20 protein-coding genes and 3 tRNA genes are annotated in these 22,850 nt (G+C 71.7%); 16 read left to right on the forward strand and 7 right to left on the reverse strand.

Going from position 1 to position 22,850, the window contains the following annotated elements:
• Genes BN39_RS18820 through BN39_RS18830 form a run of 3 tightly spaced genes read left to right on the forward strand, consistent with a single transcriptional unit; the run spans position 1 to position 2,953 of the window.
• Entirely contained in the window at positions 1-951 is a 951-nt protein-coding gene (locus tag BN39_RS18820) for a sugar phosphate isomerase/epimerase (RefSeq protein ID WP_019204000.1), read from the forward strand.
• A complete protein-coding gene (gene iolG / locus BN39_RS18825) occupies positions 948-1,940 on the forward strand; it encodes an inositol 2-dehydrogenase (RefSeq protein WP_019204001.1) in 993 nt (330 codons plus the stop codon). The genes BN39_RS18820 and iolG overlap by 4 nt, the downstream gene beginning before the upstream one ends.
• Positions 1,937-2,953 carry a Gfo/Idh/MocA family protein gene (locus BN39_RS18830; protein ID WP_019204002.1) on the forward strand — a complete coding sequence of 339 codons (1,017 nt, stop codon included), beginning with the start codon at positions 1,937-1,939 and terminating at the stop codon, positions 2,951-2,953. The genes iolG and BN39_RS18830 overlap by 4 nt, the downstream gene beginning before the upstream one ends.
• Positions 2,954-2,978: 25 nt before the next feature.
• Here the strand turns inward: BN39_RS18830 and BN39_RS18835 are convergent, their stop codons facing one another.
• Genes BN39_RS18835 through BN39_RS18845 form a run of 3 tightly spaced genes read right to left on the reverse strand, consistent with a single transcriptional unit; the run spans position 2,979 to position 6,386 of the window.
• Positions 2,979-4,376: an MFS transporter gene (locus BN39_RS18835; protein ID WP_019204003.1), complete on the reverse strand. Its 1,398-nt coding sequence runs from the start codon at positions 4,374-4,376 to the stop codon at positions 2,979-2,981.
• Positions 4,377-4,428: 52 nt separating this feature from the next.
• Positions 4,429-5,217, reverse strand: coding sequence for an SDR family oxidoreductase (locus BN39_RS18840; RefSeq protein ID WP_019204004.1), 789 nt, complete (start codon positions 5,215-5,217; stop codon positions 4,429-4,431).
• Complete coding sequence (locus tag BN39_RS18845; RefSeq protein WP_019204005.1) at positions 5,214-6,386, reverse strand: phytanoyl-CoA dioxygenase family protein; 1,173 nt, start codon at positions 6,384-6,386, stop codon at positions 5,214-5,216. Before BN39_RS18845 ends, BN39_RS18840 begins: the two co-directional genes overlap by 4 nt.
• 116 nt (positions 6,387-6,502) lie before the next feature.
• Between BN39_RS18845 and BN39_RS18850 the strand changes: the two genes are divergently transcribed.
• On the forward strand, positions 6,503-7,543 hold the full coding sequence (locus BN39_RS18850; RefSeq protein ID WP_019204006.1) for a LacI family DNA-binding transcriptional regulator: 1,041 nt from the start codon (positions 6,503-6,505) through the stop codon (positions 7,541-7,543).
• Here the strand turns inward: BN39_RS18850 and BN39_RS18855 are convergent.
• A complete protein-coding gene (locus BN39_RS18855) occupies positions 7,533-8,273 on the reverse strand; it encodes a GntR family transcriptional regulator (RefSeq protein WP_040768712.1) in 741 nt (246 codons plus the stop codon). The genes BN39_RS18850 and BN39_RS18855 overlap by 11 nt on opposite strands.
• A 282-nt stretch (positions 8,274-8,555) precedes the next feature.
• Here BN39_RS18855 and iolC point away from each other — a divergent pair, with 282 nt between their 5' ends.
• The 12 genes from iolC to BN39_RS18915 all read left to right on the forward strand — a co-directional run bounded on the left by iolC (position 8,556) and on the right by BN39_RS18915 (position 19,796).
• On the forward strand, positions 8,556-9,533 hold the full coding sequence (iolC, locus tag BN39_RS18860) for a 5-dehydro-2-deoxygluconokinase (RefSeq protein WP_019204008.1): 978 nt from the start codon (positions 8,556-8,558) through the stop codon (positions 9,531-9,533).
• Entirely contained in the window at positions 9,526-10,437 is a 912-nt protein-coding gene (locus BN39_RS18865; protein WP_019204009.1) for a hypothetical protein, read from the forward strand. The genes iolC and BN39_RS18865 overlap by 8 nt, the downstream gene beginning before the upstream one ends.
• Before the next feature lie 34 nt (positions 10,438-10,471).
• Entirely contained in the window at positions 10,472-11,980 is a 1,509-nt protein-coding gene (locus tag BN39_RS18870) for a CoA-acylating methylmalonate-semialdehyde dehydrogenase (RefSeq protein ID WP_019204010.1), read from the forward strand.
• Between the two features lie 57 nt (positions 11,981-12,037).
• Positions 12,038-12,961: a 5-deoxy-glucuronate isomerase gene (gene iolB / locus BN39_RS18875; RefSeq protein WP_019204011.1), complete on the forward strand. Its 924-nt coding sequence runs from the start codon at positions 12,038-12,040 to the stop codon at positions 12,959-12,961.
• Positions 12,962-12,972: 11 nt separating this feature from the next.
• Complete coding sequence (gene iolD, locus BN39_RS18880) at positions 12,973-14,907, forward strand: 3D-(3,5/4)-trihydroxycyclohexane-1,2-dione acylhydrolase (decyclizing) (RefSeq protein WP_019204012.1); 1,935 nt, start codon at positions 12,973-12,975, stop codon at positions 14,905-14,907.
• A gap of 43 nt (positions 14,908-14,950) precedes the next feature.
• Positions 14,951-15,871 carry a sugar phosphate isomerase/epimerase gene (locus tag BN39_RS18885; RefSeq protein ID WP_019204013.1) on the forward strand — a complete coding sequence of 307 codons (921 nt, stop codon included), beginning with the start codon at positions 14,951-14,953 and terminating at the stop codon, positions 15,869-15,871.
• A 50-nt stretch (positions 15,872-15,921) separates the two neighbouring features.
• Positions 15,922-16,956, forward strand: a complete 1,035-nt coding sequence (locus tag BN39_RS18890) for a Gfo/Idh/MocA family protein (RefSeq protein ID WP_019204014.1) — start codon at positions 15,922-15,924, stop codon at positions 16,954-16,956.
• 11 nt (positions 16,957-16,967) lie between these two features.
• Positions 16,968-17,843 (forward strand): sugar phosphate isomerase/epimerase, encoded by an 876-nt coding sequence (locus BN39_RS18895; RefSeq protein ID WP_019204015.1) that lies wholly within the window; start codon positions 16,968-16,970, stop codon positions 17,841-17,843.
• Positions 17,844-17,879: 36 nt separating this feature from the next.
• Positions 17,880-19,409 (forward strand): glutamate--tRNA ligase, encoded by a 1,530-nt coding sequence (gene gltX / locus BN39_RS18900; protein WP_256378513.1) that lies wholly within the window; start codon positions 17,880-17,882, stop codon positions 19,407-19,409.
• Positions 19,410-19,502: 93 nt separating this feature from the next.
• Positions 19,503-19,574: transfer RNA gene (locus BN39_RS18905), tRNA-Gln, on the forward strand.
• A 37-nt stretch (positions 19,575-19,611) separates the two neighbouring features.
• Positions 19,612-19,684 (forward strand) — tRNA-Glu (locus tag BN39_RS18910).
• 39 nt (positions 19,685-19,723) lie between these two features.
• Positions 19,724-19,796: transfer RNA gene (locus tag BN39_RS18915), tRNA-Glu, on the forward strand.
• A 45-nt stretch (positions 19,797-19,841) separates the two neighbouring features.
• Here BN39_RS18915 and BN39_RS18920 read toward each other — a convergent pair.
• From BN39_RS18920 to BN39_RS18930, 3 genes are all read right to left on the reverse strand, one after another.
• Positions 19,842-20,258 carry a hypothetical protein gene (locus BN39_RS18920; RefSeq protein ID WP_019204017.1) on the reverse strand — a complete coding sequence of 139 codons (417 nt, stop codon included), beginning with the start codon at positions 20,256-20,258 and terminating at the stop codon, positions 19,842-19,844.
• Positions 20,259-20,330: 72 nt separating this feature from the next.
• The gene (locus BN39_RS18925; protein ID WP_019204018.1) at positions 20,331-21,905 is read right to left on the reverse strand and encodes an N-acetylmuramoyl-L-alanine amidase; all 1,575 of its coding nucleotides are present in this window, start codon (positions 21,903-21,905) and stop codon (positions 20,331-20,333) included.
• Positions 21,902-22,702 (reverse strand): hypothetical protein, encoded by an 801-nt coding sequence (locus BN39_RS18930; RefSeq protein ID WP_019204019.1) that lies wholly within the window; start codon positions 22,700-22,702, stop codon positions 21,902-21,904. Before BN39_RS18930 ends, BN39_RS18925 begins: the two co-directional genes overlap by 4 nt.
• Positions 22,703-22,850 lie beyond the last annotated feature (148 nt).

Below are 22,850 nucleotides of genomic sequence, written 5' to 3' on the forward strand. Positions count from 1 at the left end.
ATGCAGATCGGACTCCTCACCGACAGCCTCTCCGAGATGACCCGCGCGGAGGCGCTGGACACCGCGGCCGACCTGGGTGTCGCCACGGTGGAGATCGGCGTCGGCGGCGCGCACGGCGGATGGTCGCCCGCGCCGCACGCCGACCTCGCCCGGCTTCTCGGGGACGCCGGCGAGCGCACCGCGCTCGCGCGGGACGTGGCCGAGCGAGGCCTGCGGCTGGAGGCGATCAACGCCGCCGGTAATCCGCTCCACCCCGTGCACGGGGACCGCGACGCCGCCGTGCTCCGCGGTGCCCTCCGGATCGCCGAGGAGATGGGCGTCGAGACCGTGGTCGCCATGTCCGGCCTGCCGGGGTACCCCGGAGACCGCGTACCCGCGTGGATCACCACCGTCTGGCCGCCGGAGAACCTGGAACTGCTGGAGTACCAATGGGAGCGGGCCCTCGCCTGGTGGGGGCCGGTGGCGGAGGAGGCCCGCGCGCGGGGCGTGCGGATCGCCGTCGAGATGCACGCGAACCAGCTCGTCTACAGCGTGCCCGGCCTGCTGCGGCTCCGCGACGCAGTCGGCGACGTGATCGGGGCGAACTTCGACCCCAGCCACCTCATGTGGATGGGGGCCGACCCCCTTGCGGCGATCGACGCCCTGACCGGGTGCATCCATCACGTGCACGCCAAGGACACCCGCATCGAGGACCGCGTCGCGGTGCGCTCGCGGCTGGAGACGATCGACAACCCGCGCACCGGCGAGCGGGCGTGGAACTACGTCGCCGTCGGCACCGGGCACCCGGGCGGCGTCGACTTCTGGGTACGTTTCGTCGCCGCCCTGCGCCGGGCGGGGTACGACGGTCCGCTGTCCATCGAGAACGAGGACTACACGCTGGGACAGCGTGACTCCGTCGCCCTGGCGGTCGAGACGTTGCGCTCCGCGCGGGAACTGGAGGAGGTCCGTTGATCCGCATCGCCGTCCTGGGCTGTGGCCGCATCGGTCGCGTCCACGCCGAATCGGTGGCCGCGAGCCGCCGGGCCGAGCTCGCCCGGGTCTTCGATCCGATCGAGGCCGTCGCGCGGGAGGTGGGGGAGCGGCACGGCGTCGCCTGGACCACCGACGTCGATCACGCGCTCGCCGACGGGGTGGACGCCGTGATCGTCGCCTCGCCGACGCGGACCCACGTCGACCTGCTCACGCGCGCGGTCCGCTCGGGGCGGACGGTGCTGTGCGAGAAGCCGATCGATCTGGACATCGCCCGTGTGGACGCGTGTCGCGCCGACCTGGGGCCGCTCACCGACAGCGTGATGCTCGGCTTCAACCGCCGGTTCGACCCCTCCTTCGCCGAGATCCGGCGACGGGTGGCCGCCGGCGAGATCGGCGCGCTCGAGCAACTCACCGTGATCAGCCGGGATCCGGCGCCGCCGCCCTCCGAGTACGTCGCCGTCTCCGGAGGGCTCTTCCGCGACATGATGATCCACGACCTGGACATGGCTCGCTTCTTCCTCGGGCGGGTGGTCTCGGTGTCGGCGATGGGATCCAACCTCGTCTCGGAGGAGATCCGCGCGGCCGGTGACATCGACGGCGCCGTCGTCACCCTCCGCGGTGAGGGCGGACAGCTCGCCGCGATCACCAATTCCCGGCGCTGCGCCTACGGCTACGACCAGAGACTGGAGGCGTTCGGCGAGCGGGGCGCGCTCGCCGCCGCCAACCAGCACGCCACATCCGTCGCCTTCTCCGGCGAATCGGCCACCGGCGCAGCGGGCCCGGCGCTCGAGTTCTTCCTCGACCGGTACACGCCGGCGTACCGGGCCGAGCTCGACGCGTTCATCACGATGACCGAGCGGGGCGGCGCGCCGTCGCCCGGGTTCGACGACGGGCGCGCCGCGCTGGTTCTCGCGGACGCCGCCGAGGAGTCCCTCCAGACCGGAGTCGCGGTGGAGGTGGATGCATGACGGTGCGCTGGGGCATGCTCGCGACCTCGGGGATCGGGAGGGTCGCCGCGCGCGCGATCGCGGCCGCCGACGGTGCCGAGCTCGTCGCCGTCGCCGGGCGGGATCCCGCCCGGACCGCCGCCTACGCGCGGGAAGTGGGCGCGCCGTCCGCCTACGGCACCTGCGAGGATCTGCTCGCCGCGGACGACGTGGACGCCGTGTACGTGCCGCTCCCGATCGCGCTGCACACCGGGTGGAGCGTCCGCGCGCTGGAGGCGGGCAAGCACGTCCTCTGCGAGAAGCCGCTCGCCCTGGATCCGGCCGACGTGGTGGCCGCCTTCGACGCGGCGGACCGGGCCGGGCGGCTCCTCGTCGAGGGCTTCATGTGGCGCCTGCACCCGCAGACCCGGCTGGTGCGCCGCCTCCTGAACGACGGTGCGGTCGGCGATCTCGCGACCGTGCGGGCGACGCTCACCGTGAGCGCGCCCGAGGGCGACATCCGCCGCACCACCGACCTCGGCGGCGGCGCCCTCGCCGACCTCGGCAGCTACTGCGTGAGCGCGATCCGGCTGTTCGGCGGCGAACCGTCGAGCGTGCGGGCGGTGCGCGTCCTCGACCCCGCCGGCACCGGGGAGGGGCACGACCTGCGGGCCTCGGCGGTCCTCACGTTGCCCGGTGACGGCATGGGCGTCCTCGATGTGGGCCTCGACCTCGAGCGTCGGGATCAGTTGGAGATCGTCGGCACCGCCGGCCGGATCGTGGTGGACGACCCGTGGCTGTGCCGGACCGGCACCGTCCGGCTGATCCGGGGTGAGGTCGCCGAGACGCTGCCCGTGGATCCGAGCGGGTCCCACCGGCTCGCCGCGGCGGGACCGGACAACGAGGACGCGTACAGGATCGAATTCGAGGCCGCGAGTGCCGCGTTCGCCGGCGTCGTGCCGCCCGCGTTCGGCAGAGCCGACGCCGTCGCGCAGGCCCGAGCCCTCGCCGCCACCCGGCGGGCAGCCGCGTGCGGCGCCCCGGTCGCGCTCTGAGCGCGGGCCGCGTGACGGTGCGCGGTCACCGCCGGGCGGCGTGGGCGCCCGCGTCGGCGGGGAGCCGCAGCGCGCCGAGGAACGGCAGGACCAGGAGGGTCGCGAACGGGAGGAACGCGAGCCGGTACCCGAGCTCCACGTCCCCGGGCCCGGCGATCGTGGCGCCCAGCCACGCCGCTACCGCGGCGGCCGCGATCCCGAGGGCCGTGCCCATTTGCTGCAGTGTCGCCGACAGGCCGTTCGCGGAGCCGAGGAGTCCCTCGGGGACGTCGGCGAACATCACCGTGTTGTAGGCGCTGAACCCGAGGGACCGCACTGCTCCGCTGACCACCAGGAGGGCGGCGATGACGGGCGCGGGCGTGGCCGCGTCGACGCCGGCGAACGCCGCCAGGAGTACGGCGCCCGCGGCGATGGACCACAGCAGCGTGCGTCGGAAGCCGAGCCGCCGGATGATCGGCGTGGTCAGGGGTTTCACACCGAGGTTCCCGGCGAAGACGGCCGTCACCATCGCGCCCGCCGCGGCGGCACTCCACCCGAATCCGGCTTGGAACAGGAGCACCAGGAGGAACGGTGCCCCGGTGATCACGAGGCGGTAGACCGAGCCGCTCACGTTGCCCGCGCGGAACGTCCGGATGCGGAGCACGGCGGGGTCGAACAACGGGTGCGCGCGGCGCGACATGCCTCGTGCCGCGGCCGCACCCAGCAGGAGCGCCGCACCGACGAGCGCGCCGACCACCCACGGCCGGCCACCGCGCACCGCCTCGACGCCGCCCGTCAGGCACACCACCGCTCCCGCGGTGAACAGGTATCCCCAGCGGTCCAACGGGGTTCGCGCCGACTGCCCGCCGCGCGGGACCAGCAGCGCCCCGCCGACGGCCAGGGCGATGCCGAGTGGGACGTTGAGCACGAAGATCCACCGCCAGCCGAGTGCGTCCGTGATGACGCCGCCGAGGAACGGGGCGATCACCGGCGCCAGCAGCGACGGCCAGGTGAGGTACGCCATGGCCGCCAGCAGGTCTGCGGCGCGCACGGTGCGGAGGACGGCGATCCGGCCGACAGGGATCATGAGCGCCCCGGCGACCCCCTGCGCGGCGCGGAAGACGCACAACCACAGCAGGTCCGGGGCGAGTGCGCACGCCAGTGAGGCCGCGGTGAATCCGGTCACCGAGCACAGGAAGGTGCGCCGGGTGCCGAACCTGTCCGCCGCCCATCCCGCGCCCGGGATCGCGACCGCGACCGCGAGCAGATACGCGATGATCGCCGGGCTCACCCCGGCCGGTGCAAGCCCGAAGTCGCGGGCGACGGCGGGCGCGGCCGTCTGGAGCACCGTGCCGTCCAGGTTCTCCAGGAACAGCGAGCCGGCCACCAGCAGGGCGAGGGGCCGGTGGAAGGAGACGGGACCGGGGCGGAGGGCGCGGAGCACGGATCCGATGATTGCACACCCTTTGTCAGGTCAATACGTCTTTATCGGGCGGCTAGTCGTAAGCACCGGGCACCTGCTGATCCCAATCGATCACGGAGCCGGTGACCACGCCGCTGCGGTCGGAGAGCAGGAACACCACCGCGGCGGCCGCGTCGTGCGCCGAGGCCAGGCGCCCCGCCGGGAGCTCGCGGCCGGCGCGCTCCGCCCAGTCGTCGGGAGCGTCGTGGAACCGCTTCTGGATCGCCCCCTCGCCCTCGGTCTCGGTCCACCCGATGTTGAGGCCGTTGATGCGGATCCGGTCGAACCGGTGCGCATGCGCGGCATTACGGGTCAACCCGATCAGGCCGGCCTTCGCCGCGACGTACGGCGCCAGGTACGGCTGCCCGCCGTGCGCCGACATCGAGATCACGTTGACGACGGTGCCGGGCGCGCGCCGCGCCCGCATGTCCCGCACCGCCGCGGCGGTGGTGAAGAACGGCGCGCGCAGGTTCACCGCGATGTGCTGGTCGAACAATTCCGGCGTGGTCTCGGTGAGGGTGCCGCGGGTCGTGAGTCCCGCGGCGTTGCACAACGAGTCGATCCTGCCGAACGCCGCCACCACCGCCTCGACCGACGCGGTCGCCTGCGCCGGATCCGCGACGTCGGCGCGCACGAACAGCGCCTCGACGCCCTCGGCGGCGAGCTCGTCGCGGAGTGCCGTGCCCGCCTCGGCGTCCCTGCCGGAGAACGCGACCCGCGCTCCCTGGCGTGCGGCCTCGCGGACGACGGCCGCGCCGACGCCGCGGCTGCCGCCGGACACCAGGACCACCGAGCCGGCGAGGTCGCCGGTCGCGGCGCTCACGCGCGGTGCCGATCATCCAGCACGGCGAGGCGCCGCGCGAAGCCGTCGGCGTCGAGCCCCTCGGCCAGCGAACGGCGCACCGCCTCGGCCTGGGTCTCGCCGTGCATGCCGGTGAGCGGCTGGTCGAGGTCGAGGTTCGACGGGAAGGCGTACCCCTCCGCGGAGGCGGCGATCACGTTCTCCGCCTCCCGATGCGCGCCCGCGGCGATGAGCTCGCGCAGCCGCGGGTACACGGCGCGCAGGACGGCGGAGCGGTCCACGGCGTCCATCGCCCGGCCGAACGCCGAACTGATCTGCAGCAGGTTCGCCATCCGGCGGATGCCCGCGGAGCGGTTGGACCCGGCGGCGTGGAACAGGGCGGGATTGAAGAACACGGCGTCGCCCGCCCGCAGCGGCAACTGCACGTGGTGCGCCGCGAAGTACTCACGGAACTCCGGCAGGGCGAACGCGAGGTACCCGGGCTCGTAGCGCTGCGAGTACGGGAGGTACAGCGTGGGGCCGGATTCCAGCGGCATGTCGACCTGGGCCACCGCACCCTGCAGGGTGAGGGCGGGGGAGAGGAGGTGCGCGTGCCGCGGGAACCGCTTCGCGGCCTCGGGATCCATGAAGCCGAGGTGGTAGTCGCGGTGCGGCGCCTGCGCCTTCCCTCCGGGGTTCACCACGTTGATCGCTGACGTCACCTGGTACATCGGGCCCAGCCACGCGGACGAGATCAGCGCCAGCACGTCGTTGGCGTAGTACCGGGCGAAGGACGCGGGGTCGCGAAGTGCGTGCTTCTGCAGCGCGTTCCAGATCCGGTCGTTCGACCCCGGTGCGGCGAAGTGGTCGCCGCTCGCGCCGCCCCGCTCGCGCTGCTCCGCGATCATCGCGGTGAACAGGTCGGTGGCCTCGTGCAGGCCGTGCCCGTCGTCGAAGGCGCCCTCGAAGACGACGATCCCGGGCCCCGTCAGGAGTGCGCGTACCAGCTCGTCGGACAGTGCGTCGCGGCCGGCGGGCCCCGCCGCCGCGTCCCGGGCCGCGGCCCCGTAGAACAGGACGCCGCGCTCGCTCCGGGCGGCGTGCGGGTACTCCGCGACGTCGGTCTCCGGTTCGAGCCGGGCGATGAAGTCGTCGAGGCGGCAGTCGCTTTCGCTGAAGCGTGCCGCGGGCGGCGATGCGAGGGGTGACATCGTGAGCTGCTTCCTGAATCGGCGTCGTTACTGCACTCATGCTGCCAAGCTGGAGAGGTCCCCAGTACCCCGTGGATCCATCAAGAATCCCTCAGCGCGCGAGGAGGAGCGTGGCGATGCCGCACCCGTACCCGATCCGCGAGATCGCGCGCCAGGCGGGAGTCAGCGAGGCCACCGTCGACCGCGTTCTGCACGGTAGGCCGGGCGTCCGGGAGGGCACCGTCGCCCAGGTCCGCCAGGCGATCGCGGACCTGGACCGGCAGCGTTCGCAACTGCGCCTGTCGGGTGCGCGGTTCATGCTCGACGTCGTGATGGAGACGCCGAAACGCTTCTCCGGGCTGATGCGCGACGCCCTGGAGGCCGAGCTGCCCACGCTGCGTCCGGCCGTGTTCCGCGCGCGATATCACGTGCGTGAGAGCTGGCAGCTCGACGAGTTGGTCGGCGAGCTGGACCGGATCGGGCGCACGGGGAGCAACGGTGTGATCCTCAAGGCGCCGGACGCGCCGCAGGTGGCGGCGGCCATCGAACGCCTCACCGCGCGCCGGGTGCCCGTGATCACCGCCGTCACGGACGTGCCGCAGAGCACCCGGATCGCATACGTGGGCATGGACAACCACGCGGCCGGCGCGACCGCCGCCTACCTCGTCGGCCAGTGGGCGCGGGACGTCCCTGGGGTGCTCCTGGTGATCACCAGCGGCGAACGGTTCCGGGGCGAGGAGGAGCGGGAGATGGGCTTCCGCAGCGGGATCCGCCGCTACGATCCGGAGCGGCGCATCATCGAGATCACGGACACCGGCGGCATCGACGCCGCGTGCCGCCGGGCGGTGGCCCGCGTGCTGGACCGCGAACCCGAGGTGGCCGCGGTGTACTCGCCGGGCGGCGGGAACCGGGGGATCGTCGCCGCGTTCGACGATGTGGGGCGCAGCTACGGGGCGTACATCGGGCACGACCTGGCGGAGTCGAACCGGGAACTGCTGGTGGAGGGCAGGATCAGCGCGCTACTGCACCACGACCTGCGCGCGGACCTGCGCGGTGCGGCACACGCGGTGATGGCGTATCACGGGGCGATCGACGGTCCGCGGCGCCCGCGCCCGACGGCGATACAGATCGTGACACCGCCCAATCTGGCCGGCGTCGCCGGCGGAGTCAGCGGCTGAACACCGAGACGTCGAAGAAGTAGCGGGAGGCGCGGTACACGTGACGGCCGAGTTCGATCGCGGTGCCGGACTCGTTGACGGCCACGCGTTGCATGGTGAGGACGGCGACGCCGGGCTGCTCGTCGAGCAGGTCGGACTCGTCGCCCTCGGAGATACGCGCGCCGATCCGCTGCTGCGCCTGCGCGATCGTGATCCCGCGGCCGCGCAGGCACTGGTAGAGGCCCTTGCTCTGCAACTCGTCCGGCGCGGGGGCGAGCTCCGCGGGGATGTGGTTGGTGAGGATCGCGAGCGGCACGTCGTCGGCGCTGCGCAGCCGCCGGATGGAGACGACCTGCGCATCGTGCTCGATCCCCAGTTCGTCGGCGATCTCCTCGTCCGGGCGGCCGAGCCGGTAATCGAGGAGCTCGGTGGACGGGACCTGCCCCGCGGCGACGAGATCCTCGTAGAGACTGGTCAGTTCGACGGCCCGGTGCACCTCGTTGCGCACCACCTGGGTGCCGACGCCGCGCTTGCGCACCAGGAGGCCCTTGTCGACGAGCGCCTGGATGGCCTGGCGCGCGGTGGGGCGGGAGAGGTTGAGGCGCTTGGCCAGGTCGATCTCGTTCTCGATCCGGTCCCCGGGGACGAGGCGGCCGTCGAGGATCGACCGCTCCAGTGCCTGGGCCAGCTGGTAGTACAGCGGCACCGGGCTGGTGCGGTCCAATTCGACCGGGACCGGGGCAGGGGACATGCACTGCAGTGTAGGTCATCCGCACTGATATCGCCGCAGATGGCGCGGCTTTGTTCGTACAATCGCGCCTCCGCACTGCTTGTCAGCTTTGTCAGCACAATCTCGTCTCGTTGGTGCGCCCATGCCGGGGCGGTGTACGGCACCGCATGCGGGCGATCGTCGGATAATAGCAGGTAGAAAGCTCTTGATGAAACTTCTCTGGGTCTGTTAGATTGACAGGACAAATGAGCGGAAGTGATCCACGTCTCGCTCACTCGCCGAGCCCAAGGAAGGCACTCGATCATGACCCACGCCGCTCGCGACGGTGCGCCGTTCGACCTGATCACCATCGGTCGGGTGGGCGTCGACATCTACCCCCTGCAGGACGGCGTCGGCCTCGACCGCGTCGAGACCTTCGGGAAGTACCTGGGCGGCAGCGCCACCAACGTCGCGGTCGCCGCCGCACGGCACGGACTGCGCTCCGCCGTCATCACCGCCGCGGGCGCGGATCCCTTCGGCCGCTTCGTTCATCAGGAGCTCACCCGTCTCGGCGTGGACGACCGGTTCGTGGGCGAGGTGCCCGGCCTCAACACCCCGGTGACGTTCTGCGAGATCTTCCCGCCCGACGATTTCCCGCTGTACTTCTACCGCGACCCGATCGCGCCCGACCTCATGATCGACGACGCCGCGCTCGACCTCGACGCCATCCGGGCCGCGCGCATCTACTGGTCCACCGTCACCGGCCTCTCGCGTGAGCCGAGCCGGTCCGCGCACCACACCGCCTGGGCCGCACGCGGACGCGCCCCGCTCACCGTCCTCGACCTGGACTACCGCCCCATGTTCTGGGAGTCCGCCGAGGTGGCGAGCCAGGAGGTCGGGAAGGCCCTCGAACACGTCACCGTCGCGATCGGCAACAAGGAGGAGTGCGAGGTCGCCGTCGGCGAGACGGTTCCCGACCGGGCCGCCGACGCGCTGCTCGAGCGCGGCGTGGAACTGGCGATCGTCAAACAGGGCCCGAAGGGCGTCCTCGCGAAGACCCGGGACGAGCGGGTCGAGGTGGCGCCCTACTTCGTGGACGTGATCAACGGGCTCGGCGCCGGTGACGGATTCGGCGGCGCGGTGTGCAACGGCCTGCTGCAGGGCTGGCCGCTCGAACGGACCCTGCGCTTCGGCAACGTCGCAGGCGCCATCGTCGCCTCCCGCCGCGAATGCTCCACCGCCATGCCCACCACCGACGAGGTGAAGACCGTCATCGAGGAACTGGACAACGCCGATGCCTGATCAGACCGTGACCGCCCCGCTCCTCGGCGAGGCCGACTTCGAGCGCCTGCGCGAGGCGCGGTTGCAGACCCCCGACGCGATCGGCGACGTCCTCGCGGCCCGCACCCGCCGGCCCGTCGTCCGCGGCGACAAGCGGCTGATGATCGTCGCCGCAGATCACCCCGCACGCGGCGCACTGGGCGTCGGCTCGGATCCGATGGCCATGGCGGACCGGTACGACCTGCTGCAGCGTCTGGCCGTGGCCGTCACCCGCCCCGGCGTCGACGGCGTGCTCGGCACCCCCGACGTGATCGAGGACCTCGCGCTGCTCGGTCTTCTCGACGACAAGATCGTGGTGGGCTCGATGAACCGCGGCGGCCTGCGCGGCGCCGCGTTCGAGATGGACGACCGGTACACCGCCTACGACGTGCCGGCCATGCGTCGCGACGGCGTCGACTTCGGCAAGCTCCTGGTGCGCGTCGACCTGGACGACCCGGCCACGGTCGACACCCTCGAATCCACCGCGAGGGCCGTCAACGACGCCGCCGCCGCCCGGCTACCGATCATGTTGGAGCCGTTCATGAGCCGGCGCACCGACGGCCGGATCGGGAACGACCTGTCCACCGATGCCGTGATCAACTCGGTCGCCATCGCCTCGGGGCTCGGCAACACCTCGGCCTACAGCTGGCTCAAGCTGCCGGTCGTCGACGACATGGAGCGCGTCATGGCGGCGACCACGCTGCCCACGTTGCTGCTCGGCGGCGATCCGGGCGGTGATCCGGCGGGCGTCTACGCGTCCTGGTCCAAGGCGCTGGCCCTCCCCGGCGTGCACGGCCTGGTCGTCGGCCGCACTCTGCTCTACCCGCGCGACGGCGACGTGGCCGCCGCCGTCGACACCGCAGCCGGCCTCGTGCACGGCGCCTGAACCACCCACCCGCACTCCGCAGGAGGAGAACCGCATGACCACCACCGAGACCCTCACCGTCGTCCCGCACTGGATCGACGGCGCCGAATCCCCTTCCCACAGCGGCCGGACGGCCGACGTCTACGACCCCGCGCTGGGAACCGTCTCCAAGCGCGTCGCGCTGGCGGACAAGGCGGAGATCGACGCCGCCGTCGCCTCCGCCAAGGCCGCGTCCGAGGCGTGGGGCGAACTGTCCCTGGCCAAGCGCCAGGCCGTCCTGTTCAGGTTCCGCGAGCTGCTGGACGCCCGCAAGGGCGAGCTCGCCGAGATCATCACCGCCGAGCACGGCAAGGTGCTCTCCGACGCGCTCGGTGAGATCAGCCGCGGCCAGGAGGTCGTCGAGTTCGCCTGCGGCATGGCGCATCACCTCAAGGGCGAGTTCTCCGAGCAGGTGTCCACCGGGATCGACGTGTACTCCACCCGGCAGCCCCTCGGCGTGGTCGGAATCATCAGCCCGTTCAACTTCCCGGCCATGGTGCCCGCGTGGTTCTTTCCGATCGCGATCGCCGCCGGTAACGCCGTCGTGCTCAAGCCCTCGGAGAAGGACCCGTCGGCCTCGATCTGGATGGCGCGGCTGTGGGCGGAGGCCGGCCTCCCCGCCGGCGTCTTCACCGTGCTGAACGGCGACAAGGAGGCCGTGGACGGCCTGCTCGAGCACCCCGACGTGGCGGCGATCTCGTTCGTCGGCTCCACGCCGATCGCGCAGTACGTCTACGAACAGGGCGCCAAGCACGGCAAGCGGGTGCAGGCGCTGGGCGGTGCCAAGAACCACATGCTGGTGCTGCCGGACGCAGACCTCGACCTCACCGCCGACGCCGCCATCAACGCCGGCTTCGGCTCCGCGGGGGAGCGCTGCATGGCGATCTCCGTCGTGGTCGCGGTGGAGCCGGTGGCCGACGACCTCATCACGAAGATCACCGACCGGATGGCGGGGCTGCGCGTGGGCGACGGCCGCCGCGGCTGCGACATGGGCCCGCTCGTCACGCGGTCGCATCGCGACAAGGTGGCCTCCTACATCGACGTCGCGATCGAGGACGGCGCCACCGTGGTCGTCGACGGCCGCGGGGTACGGGCGGACGGCGCCGCCGACGGATTCTGGCTCGGCCCCACCCTGATCGACGCCGTGCCCACCACCTCCCGGGTGTACACCGAGGAGATCTTCGGACCCGTGCTCGCGATCGTCCGCGTCGCCTCCTACGAGGAGGGTGTGGAGCTGATCAACAACGGCGCCTTCGGGAACGGCACCGCGATCTTCACCAACGACGGCGGCGCGGCGCGGCGCTTCCAGAAGGACATCAAGGTCGGGATGATCGGCATCAACGTGCCGATCCCCGTGCCGGTGGCCACCTTCAGCTTCGGCGGTTGGAAGGCGTCGATGTTCGGCGACACCAAGGCGCACGGCGCCGAGGGCGTGAAGTTCTACACCCAGCTCAAGGCGATCACGAGCCGCTGGCTGGACCCCAGCCACGGTGGCATCAACCTGGGATTCCCGCAGAACGACTGACGGCGGTCCTCCCGCACAGCAGCATCGGTGATGAAGAGATCGAGGAAGGTACGGCCAATGGCGGCGACACCCAACGAGTGGTTCCACCCGCGCGGGGCCCTCGCGCGCGACGGCTGGCAGACGGTGGTCGACGGCTCCCTGCCCGGATGGGCGCACACCGGAATCCGGGTCGCCGAACTGTCCGGCGACGACGCGCACGAGCTGCCCGCCGGTGACGTGGAGCGCATCGTCGTGCCCCTCTCCGGTTCCTTCGCCGTGGACCACGACGGCGGCGGCACCGAACTCGCCGGTCGCGCATCGGTGTTCGACGGCCCGACCGACGTCCTGTACGTCGGCGCGGGCCGCGGCCTGACGGTGCGCGGCGCCGGCCGGGTGGCGGTGGCGGAAGCGCCGACGACCGTCGCCAAGCCGACGCGGTACGTCGCCGCGTCCGAGGTGCCGGTCGAGGTGCGCGGCGCCGGCCGCGACACCCGACAGGTGCACAACTTCGGCACCCCGGACGCGCTGGACGCCGCCGCGCTCATCGTGTGCGAGGTGATCACGCCGGGCGGCAACTGGAGCAGTCATCCCGCGCACAAGCACGACGAGCGGGTGGAGGGACACGAATCCCGGCTCGAGGAGATCTACTACTTCGAGGCCGCTCCGCGCCGTGGCCTGCCCGCCGGAACCGCTCCCGCCGACGCCGACGCGTTCGGCAGCTTCGTCACGTACTCGTCCGGCGCGGGGGAGATCGACACCAACGCGCTGGTCCGCACGGGCGACGTGGCGCTCGTGCCGTACGGCTACCACGGCCCGGCGATGGCGGCCCCCGAATACGACCTCTACTACCTCAACGTCATGGCCGGCCCGGATCCCGAGCGGGTCTGGCTGATCAGCGACGATCCCCGTCAGGCATGGCTCCGCGACACCTGGGCCGGCACCGACCCCGACCCCCGGCTGCCCTACGCGGCGGCCGGACAGAACGAAGGAGAACCGCGGTGAGCACCCGACGGATGACCGTGGGCCAGGCCCTCATCGAGTTCCTCGCCCATCAGTGGACCGTGGACGAGACGGTCGGAGCGAACGGCGATACCACGACGGTCCGCGAGCGCACCGTACCCGCGACGTTCGGCATCTTCGGCCACGGCAACGTCGCCGGGGTGGGGCAGGCACTGCTGCAGTACGCCGCCACCGACCCGGGCCTGATGCCGTACCACCAGGCGCGCAACGAGCAGGCGATGGTGCACCAGGCCGTCGGATACGCGCGGATGCACCGCCGCCGCGCCACCTACGCGTGCACCGCGTCGGTCGGCCCCGGCGCCGCCAACATGCTCACGGGCGCGGCCCTCGCGACCGCGAACCGCCTGCCTGCGCTCCTGCTCGTCTCGGACACCTTCGCCACCCGCGTCGCCGATCCCGTTCTGCAGCAGCTGGAACACCCGCACGACATCGGGATCCAGGTGTCCGACGCGTTCCGGCCGCTGTCCCGGTTCTTCGACCGCGTGCAGCGGCCGGAACAGCTCTTCTCCGTCGCGCTCGCCGCGATGCGGGTGCTCACCGACCCGTCCGAGACCGGAGCCGTGACCATCGCACTCCCCGAGGACGTGCAGGCCGAGGCGATCGACGTGCCCGAGGAGTTCCTCGCGGACCGTGAGTGGCACATCCGCCGGCCGCCGCCCGAGCGCGGCCCGCTGGCCCGCGCCGCCGAGGCCGTCCGCGGCGCGCGGCGTCCGCTCATCGTCGCAGGCGGCGGCGTCCTGTACTCGGGCGCCGAGCACGAGCTGCGCGCCCTCGCCGAGGCGACGGGGATCCCCGTCGGCACCACCCAGGCGGGCGGCGGCGTGCTCGACTGGGACCACCCCCTGAACCTGGGCGGCATCGGCGCCACCGGTACCGCCGCGGCGAACGCCGTCGCGGCGGAGGCCGACGTGGTGATCGGGATCGGTACCCGGTACAGCGATTTCACCACGGCCTCGCGCACCGCGTTCCAGGACGACGGGGTCACGTTCGTCAACGTCAACGTCGCCCCGTTCGACGCCTACAAGCACGGCTCCCAGCTGCCCGTGGTCGCCGATGCGCGGGAGGCGCTCGCCGCCCTGCGTGCCGAACTGGACGGCCACCGCGTCACCGAGGACGTCGCCCGCCGCGCCGCCGCGGTCAAGGCGGAGTGGGACGCGGCGGTCGACGCCGCACTCGCCCCGACCGGCGCCGACCTCCCCGGCCAGCCCGAGGTGATTGGCGCGGTGCACGCCGCGATGGACCCGCGCGATGTGGTGGTCCAGGCCGCGGGCTCCCTGCCCGGCGACCTGCAGAAGCTGTGGCGCGTCCGGGATCCGCTCGGCTATCACGTCGAATACGCCTTCTCCTGCATGGGGTACGAGATCGCCGGCGGACTCGGCGCCAAGCGCGGCCTGCTCGCGCTGGGCGACGACCGCGACGTGGTGGTCATGGTCGGCGACGGCTCCTACCTCATGCTCAGCAGCGAGCTGGCCACCGCCGTGGCGGAGGGCGTCAAGCTGATCGTGGTCATCGTGGAGAACCAGGGGTACGCGTCGATCGGGCACCTGTCCGAGACGGTGGGCTCCCAGCGCTTCGGCACCCGGTACCGCACCAATCCGGCCGATGTGGGGGTTCCCGCACCGGATCTGGCGCGCGGGGAGTTCCTTCCCGTGGACCTCGCGGCGAACGCGCGCAGCTACGGCGTGGAGGTGATCGACATCGCGCCCGGCCCGGGATCGATCGCCGAGCTCACCGCCGCGGTCCGCACCGCGAAGGCCGCCGACGGCCCCACGGTGATCCACATCCACAACGACCCGTTCGTGTACGCGCCGGAGGGCGACGGCTGGTGGGACGTGCCCGTCGCCGAGGTCTCCGAGGTCGAGAGCACCACCGCCGCCCGGGCCGAATACCTGGCGCAGCAGAAGGCGCAGCGACCCCTGCTGGGCTGATGTCCAGCACCCGAATCCGACCCGTCCAGAAGGGACTTCGATCATGACCGACACCTCCCACGACCGCGGCCTCCGCATCGGCACCGCGCCCGACTCCTGGGGAGTGTGGTTCCCCGACCACCCCCGGCAGACGCCGTGGGAGCGCTTCCTCGACGAGGTCGCGGAGGCCGGCTACCACTACATCGAGCTCGGCCCGTACGGCTACCTCCCCACCGACCCGGTGCGCCTCAAGGACGAGCTGGACAAGCGCGACCTGGAGATCTCCGGCGGCACCATCTTCACCGGCTTCCACAAGGGCCCCGACCAGTGGGACCGCGCCTGGCAGCAGGTCTCCGACGTGGCGACGCTGGTGCGCGCCATGGGCGCCGAGCACATCGTGGTGATCCCCGACCTGTGGCGCAGCGATCTCACCGGCGAGGCGCTGGAGTCGCGCACCCTGGACGACGAGCAGTGGAAGGCGCTGGCCGCCGGCCACGACCGGCTGGGCAGGGCGCTGGCGGAGGATTACGGGATCAAGCAGCAGTTCCACTCCCACGCCGACAGTCACGTGGGAACCACCGGCGAGGTGGAACGCCTTCTGGCTGAGACGGATCCGCGGTACGTGAACCTGTGCCTGGATACCGGGCACTTCGCCTACTACGGCGGCGACAACGTGGCGCTCATGCAGCGGCATCCCGAGCGCATCGGCTACCTGCACCTCAAGCAGATCGACCCCGCACTGATCTGGGAGGTGCTCAAGAACGACACCCCGTTCGCCGACGCCGCGTCCGCGATCATGGTCGAACCGCCGAACGGCATCCCGGATTTCGCTCCCGTCATCGAGGAGGCGCTGCGGATCGACCCGGACCTGTTCGCGATCGTCGAACAGGACATGCCGGGCTGTGACATCGACCTGCCCGCTGGGATCGCCACCCGCACCAGGCAGCACATCTTCGGCTGCCACCCCCTGACCCGTACCCGCTGACCGCCCGCGCACCGGGCACGCACGCACCACCCTCCCGAAGGAGTCCGACCATGAGCACCGACCTCCGCGTCGCCGTCGTGGGCGCCGGCATGATGGGCGCCGACCACATCAAGCGCATCCACACCACCATCGCCGGAGCCTCCGTCTCCGCCGTCGTCGAACCCGATCCCGCGCGCCGCGCCGCCGCGCTCGAACTGGCCCCCGGCGCCTCCGGATTCGGCGATCTCGACGCCGCCCTGGCGTCGGGCCTCGTCGACGCCGTCCTGATCGCGACCCCGGGCCAGTTCCACGAGGAGGCGCTGCTGAGGGTGCTCGCGGCGGGGCTCCCCATCCTCTGCGAGAAGCCGCTCACGCAGGACCCGGAGTCCTCCTGGCGGATCCTCGAGGCCGAGATCGCGGGCGGCAGGCAGCTCATCCAGGTCGGCTTCATGCGCCGCTTCGACCGGGAGTACGAGGAGCTGCGCAGGGTCGTCGAGGCGGGCACCGCCGGCGAGTTGCTCATGCTGCACGCGGTGCACCGCAACGCATCCGTGCCGGACGCCTACGTGCAGAACATGCTCATCACCGACTCTGTGGTGCACGAGTTCGACGTGGTGCCCTGGCTCGCGGGCGGCACCATCACATCGGTGGAGGTGAGGTACCCCAAGCGCAACCCACTCACCCCGGAGCGGCTCAAGGAGCCCATCCTGGTGCTCATCGAGCTCGACAACGGCGTGCTCGTCGACGTGGAGATGAACGTCTCCATCCAGTTCGGCTACCAGGTGGCCACCGAGGCCGTCTTCGCCCGGGGCGTCGCCCGGATCGGTCAGCCCTCGGGGCTGCAGCTGTGGTCCGAGAACGGCTTCGGCGTGGGCGAGCACGCGGACTTCACCACCCGCTTCCGTGAGGCCTACGACCGCCAGGTGCAGGCCTGGGTCGACGCGGCCAAGGCCGGCACGATCGCCGGCCCGTCGGCGTGGGACGGCTACAAGGTGGCGGTGGCCTGTAAAGCCGGTGTCGAGGCACTCGGCGCGCCGGGGCGAGTCGCCCTCGACCTGCCGCCCGTACCCGCCTTCTACGCCGGTACCGCGGCGGCGACGGTCTGAGGGGACGCAGCATGGTCCGCATCGCCCTCGACCCCACGCCGTACCATTCCACGCACGCCTTCGAGGACTTCTTCGACGTCGCCGCCCGGGCCGGATACGACTGGATCCAGCTCACGCCGCACCCGGACTTCATCCCCTTCTTCTCGCATCCGCGGGTCGACCGGGCGCAGATCGCGCGGGTCCGCAAGCGCGCCGCCGACGCGGGCGTCGGCATCACCTCGCTCCTGCCCGTGCAACGGATCTCGTGGCCCGACGAACCGCAGCGCGACGCGGCCGTCCGCAACTTCACGCGCATCATCGCCATCGCCGCGGAGCTCGAGGTGCCGGTGATCAACACCGAGTTCAGCGGTAGGCCCGAGCGCGCCGAGGAGTCGGAGGCGGGTTTCTACCGCTCCATGGAGGAACTGCTGCCCGTTCTCGAACGCGAGGGCGTGACGCTCAACTTCGACCCGCACCCCGACGACTTCGTCGAGGACGGGCTCGAGGCGTGGCGGATCCTGCGCGGGCTCGACAGCCCGTCCGTGGGCTTCGTGTACGTGGCGAGCCACACCTTCCACTACGGGGACCGCGCGCCGTCCCTCATCCCGCAGCTGGGGGACCGGCTGGGCGCGGTGTACGCGGCGGACACGTTCGACCACCACCGCTCGCACGGCCTGCGGTACATCACCAACCCGCCGGGCAACGCCGTGCGCGTGCACCAGCACCTCGCCATCGGCGACGGAGACGTGGACTGGGACGAGCTGTTCGAACATCTCGGCGCTTCGGGCTTCCTCGCGCGCGAGGACGCGATCATCTGCTCCAACGTCTTCGGCGAGGACGAGCGCGCCGACGAGGTCTCCGCTCTCCAGCTGGACAGGATCCGGGCACTGGTCGCGGCGCACTCGTGAGCGGGTGCGCCGCGCGCGGCGACTACCCTGGTCCCCGTGACTGAGCCTTCCACCACCCCGTCGGACACCGCCCCGTCGGCGCGCCCCATCCGGGTGCGCTTCTGCCCGTCGCCCACGGGCACCCCGCACGTGGGCATGGTGCGCACCGCCCTGTTCAACTTCGCGCAGGCGCGGCACACCGGGGGCACGTTCGTGTTCCGTATCGAGGACACCGACGCCGCCCGCGACAGCGAGGAGAGCTACGCCGCCATCCTCGAATCGCTGCGCTGGCTGGGGCTGGACTGGGACGAGGGCCCCGAGGTGGGCGGGCCGTACGGCCCGTACCGCCAGTCCGAGCGTAAGGAGCTGCACCTCGATGTGGTGCGGCGTCTGGTGGAGGCGGGACTGGCGTACGAGGCGTTCTCGACACCGGAGGAGGTCGAGGCACGGCACGTGGCGGCCGGCCGGAATCCGAAGCTGGGCTACGACAACTTCGACCGCGACCTGACGGAGGAGCAGCGGGCGGCGTTCCGCGCGGAGGGCCGCAGCCCCGTCGTGCGCCTGCGCATGCCGGACCGCGATTTCACCTGGGACGACCTGGTGCGCGGCGAGACCACCTTCGCCGCGGGCAGCGTGCCGGATTTCGCGCTCACGCGCGCGAACGGCGACCCGCTGTACACCCTCGTCAACCCCGTCGACGACGCCATGATGAAGATCTCGCACGTGCTCCGCGGCGAGGACCTGCTGAGCTCCACGCCGCGGCAGATCGCGCTGTACGGCGCGCTGCAGGAGATCGGCGTCGCGGAGTTCACCCCCGAGTTCGGCCACCTGCCGTTCGTGATGGGAGAGGGCAACAAGAAGCTCTCCAAGCGTGACCCCGAGTCGAACCTGTTCCACCACCGCGACCGCGGCTTCCTCCCCGAGGGACTGCTCAACTACCTGGCGCTGCTGGGCTGGGGCATCTCGCCCGACAATGACGTGTTCTCCCTCGACGAGATGGTGGCCGCCTTCGACGTGCGGCGGGTGAACTCCAACCCCGCCCGGTTCGACCAGAAGAAGGCCGACGCGATCAACGCCGAGCACATCCGCCTCCTCGCCCCGGAGGACTTCGCAGGACGGCTGCGGGCCTTCCTGGTCGAGCGCGGATACGTCGACGGTGCGCGGCTGGGCGCGGAGTTCGCGACCGCGGCCGATCTGGTGCAGACGCGGATCGTCGTGCTGTCCGACGCCTGGGACCTGCTGAAGTTCCTCTACACGGACGAGGACGGGTTCGCGGTCGACGAGGCCGCCGCTGCCAAGAACATCAAGGCCGATGCGGGCCCCGTCCTCGACGCGGCCTCCGAGGCGCTGGGCGGGCTGTCCGAGTGGACCACCGAGTCCATCGAGGCCGCGCTCAAGGGCCGGCTGATCGACGAGATGGAGCTCAAGCCCCGCAAGGCGTACGCGCCGATCCGCGTGGGCGTCACCGGCTCGCACATCAGCCCGCCGCTGTTCGAATCCCTCGAGCTGCTGGGGCGCGAGCGGACGCTGGGCCGGCTGGCCTCGGCGCGCGCGCTGGTACCGGCCGACGGTGCCGCGCAGCAGTAGGGGATGACCTGCTGATTTGGTGTATCCGGCTGCGCTTGGGTAGTCTGGATCGCGGCTCAAAACGAGGTCGGAGACGATTTCGGGACGTGCCGATGGCCTATGGTGTAATTGGCAACACAGCTGATTCTGGTTCAGCCATTCTAGGTTCGAGTCCTGGTAGGCCAGCGTGACAACGCTTCCGTGTACGCGGAGGCGTGTCCTAGCCCCCGTCGTCTAGCGGCCTAGGACGCCGCCCTCTCACGGCGGTAGCGTGGGTTCGAATCCCATCGGGGGTACGTTCGGTGTCGGTTGTGCTACCTTCATCGACAGTTCTAGCCCCCGTCGTCTAGCGGCCTAGGACGCCGCCCTCTCACGGCGGTAGCGTGGGTTCGAATCCCATCGGGGGTACGCGTGACGAATGCCCGGACATCGTGTCCGGGCATTCGTCGTTTCTCACACCGCGTGGACAGCGGGTAGCGCCGTGGGCTGGAGGGGTGCGCCGGCGGGGACCTCGCCCGCCTGGCCCGACGGGGCGAACGCCCCGGCGAGCCCGATGCCCAGCAGGGCGAGTACCAGGCCGGTGATCGACGCCCACATCGCGTCCGTGCCGATCCCGTACCCCTGCAGGACCGCCTGGAGGGCGCCGGTGGTCAGGTACACGCTGTTGCGCCAGCCGCTTTCGCTGTTCACCACGGCGACCACGAGGGTGATCGCAGCCAGTGTCAGGGACGTCCACGCTGCGGCCTGGTTCCCCGGGATGAGGCCGCCGGCGGCCAGGATCGTGATGAGCGGTGCGGCGGTCGTGTACAGGGCGCGCCGCACCGAGTCGGGGATCCTGCGCCGGAGGATCCGGCTCCGGATGTCGTTCATGATTCTCCTCTGTCGTTCTGTCGTCTCGTCGGTCGTCGCGCCCGCCGTCGTGTTGGGGCCGTGGCCCGGGAGTCATTGTGGGCGGGCGGCGTCCGCCTCGCGGATCACCGTCGTGCCGTCCGGCGACCAGGCCATGCGCCCGTGTTCGAAGTCCTGTTGCACACTGCCGTCCGGCAGCGCGGTCTGCGGCGATACGGGCCACCCCAGAGCGCTCTTCTCGTAGCCACCGCGGGCCCATCGGGCGCCGATCACGCCCGTCACGAAGTAGCCGGCGGCGGCATCGTTGCGGCGGTAGAGCACGCCCCGTTCGAAGGCCTCGACCTGGCCCTCCGGGAGTTCGGTGTGATCCACCACGGGGTATCCGAGCGGACCGAGCTCGCGCTGGTATCCGCCGTAGGACTCCATCAGCCGCGCGGGCACGGGGTGCGCGCCCGTGGTGGCGGTCCAGTACACGCGGCCGTTGTCGAAGTCGGCGAACCTGCCCCGGCCGTCCGGGCACGGCGCGGAGCCCGTGCGACGCCGTCCGATCCACCCGGCCGCGTGGCCCGCGCTCGCGTCGATGGCGGCGTCCGCATCGGCCTCCGGGCCCCCGGGTCCCGCGGGCCCGGCCGGGCCCGCCGCGGCGCCCACCGGTGCGGCGGCGCCCGTGAAGCGCGCGACGTCCGCCGCGAACACGTCCCAGGGGAATCCGTCCCCGACGTCGGTGTGCGAGCCGATCCCGAGTGCGCTGGTCACGTAGCGGTGGTCGCTGATCCCGTCGGCGACGCGGTAGGGCGGCGCGAGCACGTCCGTGGCGAACCCGTACTTGCGGGCGTCCGCGACGGCGAGCCACGCGGCGACGGCGAGATCGTCGCGGCGGCGGAGCCATTCGTCGCGCGACCAGCTCGCGCGGCTCCCGGCGAAGCACAGGTTGATCGTGTACGGATTCGCGTCGAGCACGCTCCACGAGGAGAAGTCGGTGTCGACCACGTCGCACACCGTGCCGTCGCGCAGCGTGTAGTGGTAGCTGGCCCCGTGCGACGGGTCGTTGCAGTAGGCGGCCAGCCGGTCCGCCGTGCTGTTCCCCTCCTCGGTGTGCAGCAGGAAGTTCCGGATGCGGGCGCCGTTGCGCGCCGAGCGCGAATCGCCCATCCGGTCGATCTCGGTGTAGGCCGGTGCGTTCATATCGGTTCCGTTCGGGTGATCGGCGACGGTCGCCGCGGCGGCGGCCGCGGGGGCGGGGGCGGGGGCGAGCCGGTCGTACAGCGCCTGAGCCTGTTCCATTCGTTCGTCGTAGCGGGTGGGGAAGGCCGACCGCTGCACCTGCTGTGCGTACCAGCCGGGCGTGTGGGCGGGGGAGTCGTAGGGCAGGGCCTTGAGCGCCGCGTAGAACAAGCGGGAACTGAGGGTGGGATCCATCCGTTCGTGCGCGCTCGAGCCCCACCAGGGCGCTCGCTGCTGCAGCGGTCCCACGCTGTTCGCGTCGGAACCGACGGCGTCGTGCGGCTCCGCGAGCGAATCCGGATCCGCGTGATTGGCGTACACCGTGAGGTTCGATTCGACGAGTCCCGTCGCGAGGCAGATCACGATCCCCCGCTCGGACACCCCCGATCGGCGCCCCTCGGCGATGAATGCGGCCGCGACCTGGTCGCGGGTGTATGCGGTCATGGTGTTACCTCCGAGATCTTCCAATTGCACACGCGGGCCAACAGATCGATGCCCGAGACCGGCCGGTTCGCGCTGTCCCGCCACATGGGCAGGCCGTACGCCGTGGTGTGTTGACCGGTGGCGAACCCGGCCAGATCCGCGGGCCAGGACCACCATCCGGGGTCGAGCCAGTGGGCGGCGTTCGCCAGGTCGGAGACCACGTCCTCGATGCCTCGGTCCAGCAGCTGCGCCACCAGGGTCTGCGGAGTGGTGAGCCCGAACGCCATGACCGGACCGGCGAAGGCGTGCAGCGGGGACACCCGGGGGCACGAGGTCATCACGTCGCGGGGGTTGGCGATCTCGTACAGCGGAGGGGCCGAGCGCTGATCGTTCGAGACGGTGCCGGTGCCGCCGCTGGAGTGGATTCCGGACAGATCCGTGGCGATCGGCAGACCGTACGAGACACCGGCGCGCCGGCTGGGGCCGGCGATGGTGCCCACGAGCAGGCAGCGCGCGGTGCCCGTGCCGCGGCGCAGCCACCGGATCGCGCCCACCGCGCCGAGCGAATAGCCGAGCACGATGTACCGGTCTCCGGGGCCGAGCGCCGAGATCCGGTCGTCCAGCCAGTGCACGATCTGGTTGGCGCTGTTGTCGCCCGACGGTGCCAGCGGGTCGCCCGCCGCGTTGTCCAGGCTGATCGAGGCGGTGTGCACCACCTGTTCGACGACGGCGCCGTGGATCCGGCGGGTGACGTTGTCGAGCATGTTCCCCGTCGTGGGTTCGCCGGTGCCGCGTGCGCAGAAGACGAAAACGGTCATGCGGTGCTCCCTTCGGCGGACCGGGCGGATCGCCCTGGGGTCGAGCCGATTCGGCGACCCGGTACCGAGTGTGGGCGCGGCACCGACGGCGGGCACGAGTAGCCGGCTACCCGAATCCGGGACCGCGGGCCCGGGGCCGGCGGGTAGG

Source organism: Tsukamurella sp. 1534, assembly GCF_000312385.1.
In the GTDB taxonomy this organism is placed as follows: Bacteria; Actinomycetota; Actinomycetes; order Mycobacteriales; family Mycobacteriaceae; genus Tsukamurella.

Coding starts and splice junctions, on each gene's coding strand:
- BN39_RS18895 (WP_019204015.1), top strand. CDS start 16,968: ATGGTCCGCATCGCCCTCGACCCCACGCCGTACCATTCCACGCACGCC.
- iolB (WP_019204011.1), top strand. CDS start 12,038: ATGGCGGCGACACCCAACGAGTGGTTCCACCCGCGCGGGGCCCTCGCG.
- BN39_RS18925 (WP_019204018.1), bottom strand. CDS start 21,905: ATGACCGCATACACCCGCGACCAGGTCGCGGCCGCATTCATCGCCGAG.
- BN39_RS18820 (WP_019204000.1), top strand. CDS start 1: ATGCAGATCGGACTCCTCACCGACAGCCTCTCCGAGATGACCCGCGCG.
- BN39_RS18930 (WP_019204019.1), bottom strand. CDS start 22,702: ATGACCGTTTTCGTCTTCTGCGCACGCGGCACCGGCGAACCCACGACG.
- iolD (WP_019204012.1), top strand. CDS start 12,973: ATGACCGTGGGCCAGGCCCTCATCGAGTTCCTCGCCCATCAGTGGACC.
- BN39_RS18890 (WP_019204014.1), top strand. CDS start 15,922: ATGAGCACCGACCTCCGCGTCGCCGTCGTGGGCGCCGGCATGATGGGC.
- BN39_RS18865 (WP_019204009.1), top strand. CDS start 9,526: ATGCCTGATCAGACCGTGACCGCCCCGCTCCTCGGCGAGGCCGACTTC.
- BN39_RS18845 (WP_019204005.1), bottom strand. CDS start 6,386: ATGTCACCCCTCGCATCGCCGCCCGCGGCACGCTTCAGCGAAAGCGAC.
- BN39_RS18850 (WP_019204006.1), top strand. CDS start 6,503: ATGCCGCACCCGTACCCGATCCGCGAGATCGCGCGCCAGGCGGGAGTC.
- BN39_RS18870 (WP_019204010.1), top strand. CDS start 10,472: ATGACCACCACCGAGACCCTCACCGTCGTCCCGCACTGGATCGACGGC.
- BN39_RS18855 (WP_040768712.1), bottom strand. CDS start 8,273: ATGTCCCCTGCCCCGGTCCCGGTCGAATTGGACCGCACCAGCCCGGTG.
- BN39_RS18830 (WP_019204002.1), top strand. CDS start 1,937: ATGACGGTGCGCTGGGGCATGCTCGCGACCTCGGGGATCGGGAGGGTC.
- BN39_RS18920 (WP_019204017.1), bottom strand. CDS start 20,258: ATGAACGACATCCGGAGCCGGATCCTCCGGCGCAGGATCCCCGACTCG.
- BN39_RS18885 (WP_019204013.1), top strand. CDS start 14,951: ATGACCGACACCTCCCACGACCGCGGCCTCCGCATCGGCACCGCGCCC.
- iolC (WP_019204008.1), top strand. CDS start 8,556: ATGACCCACGCCGCTCGCGACGGTGCGCCGTTCGACCTGATCACCATC.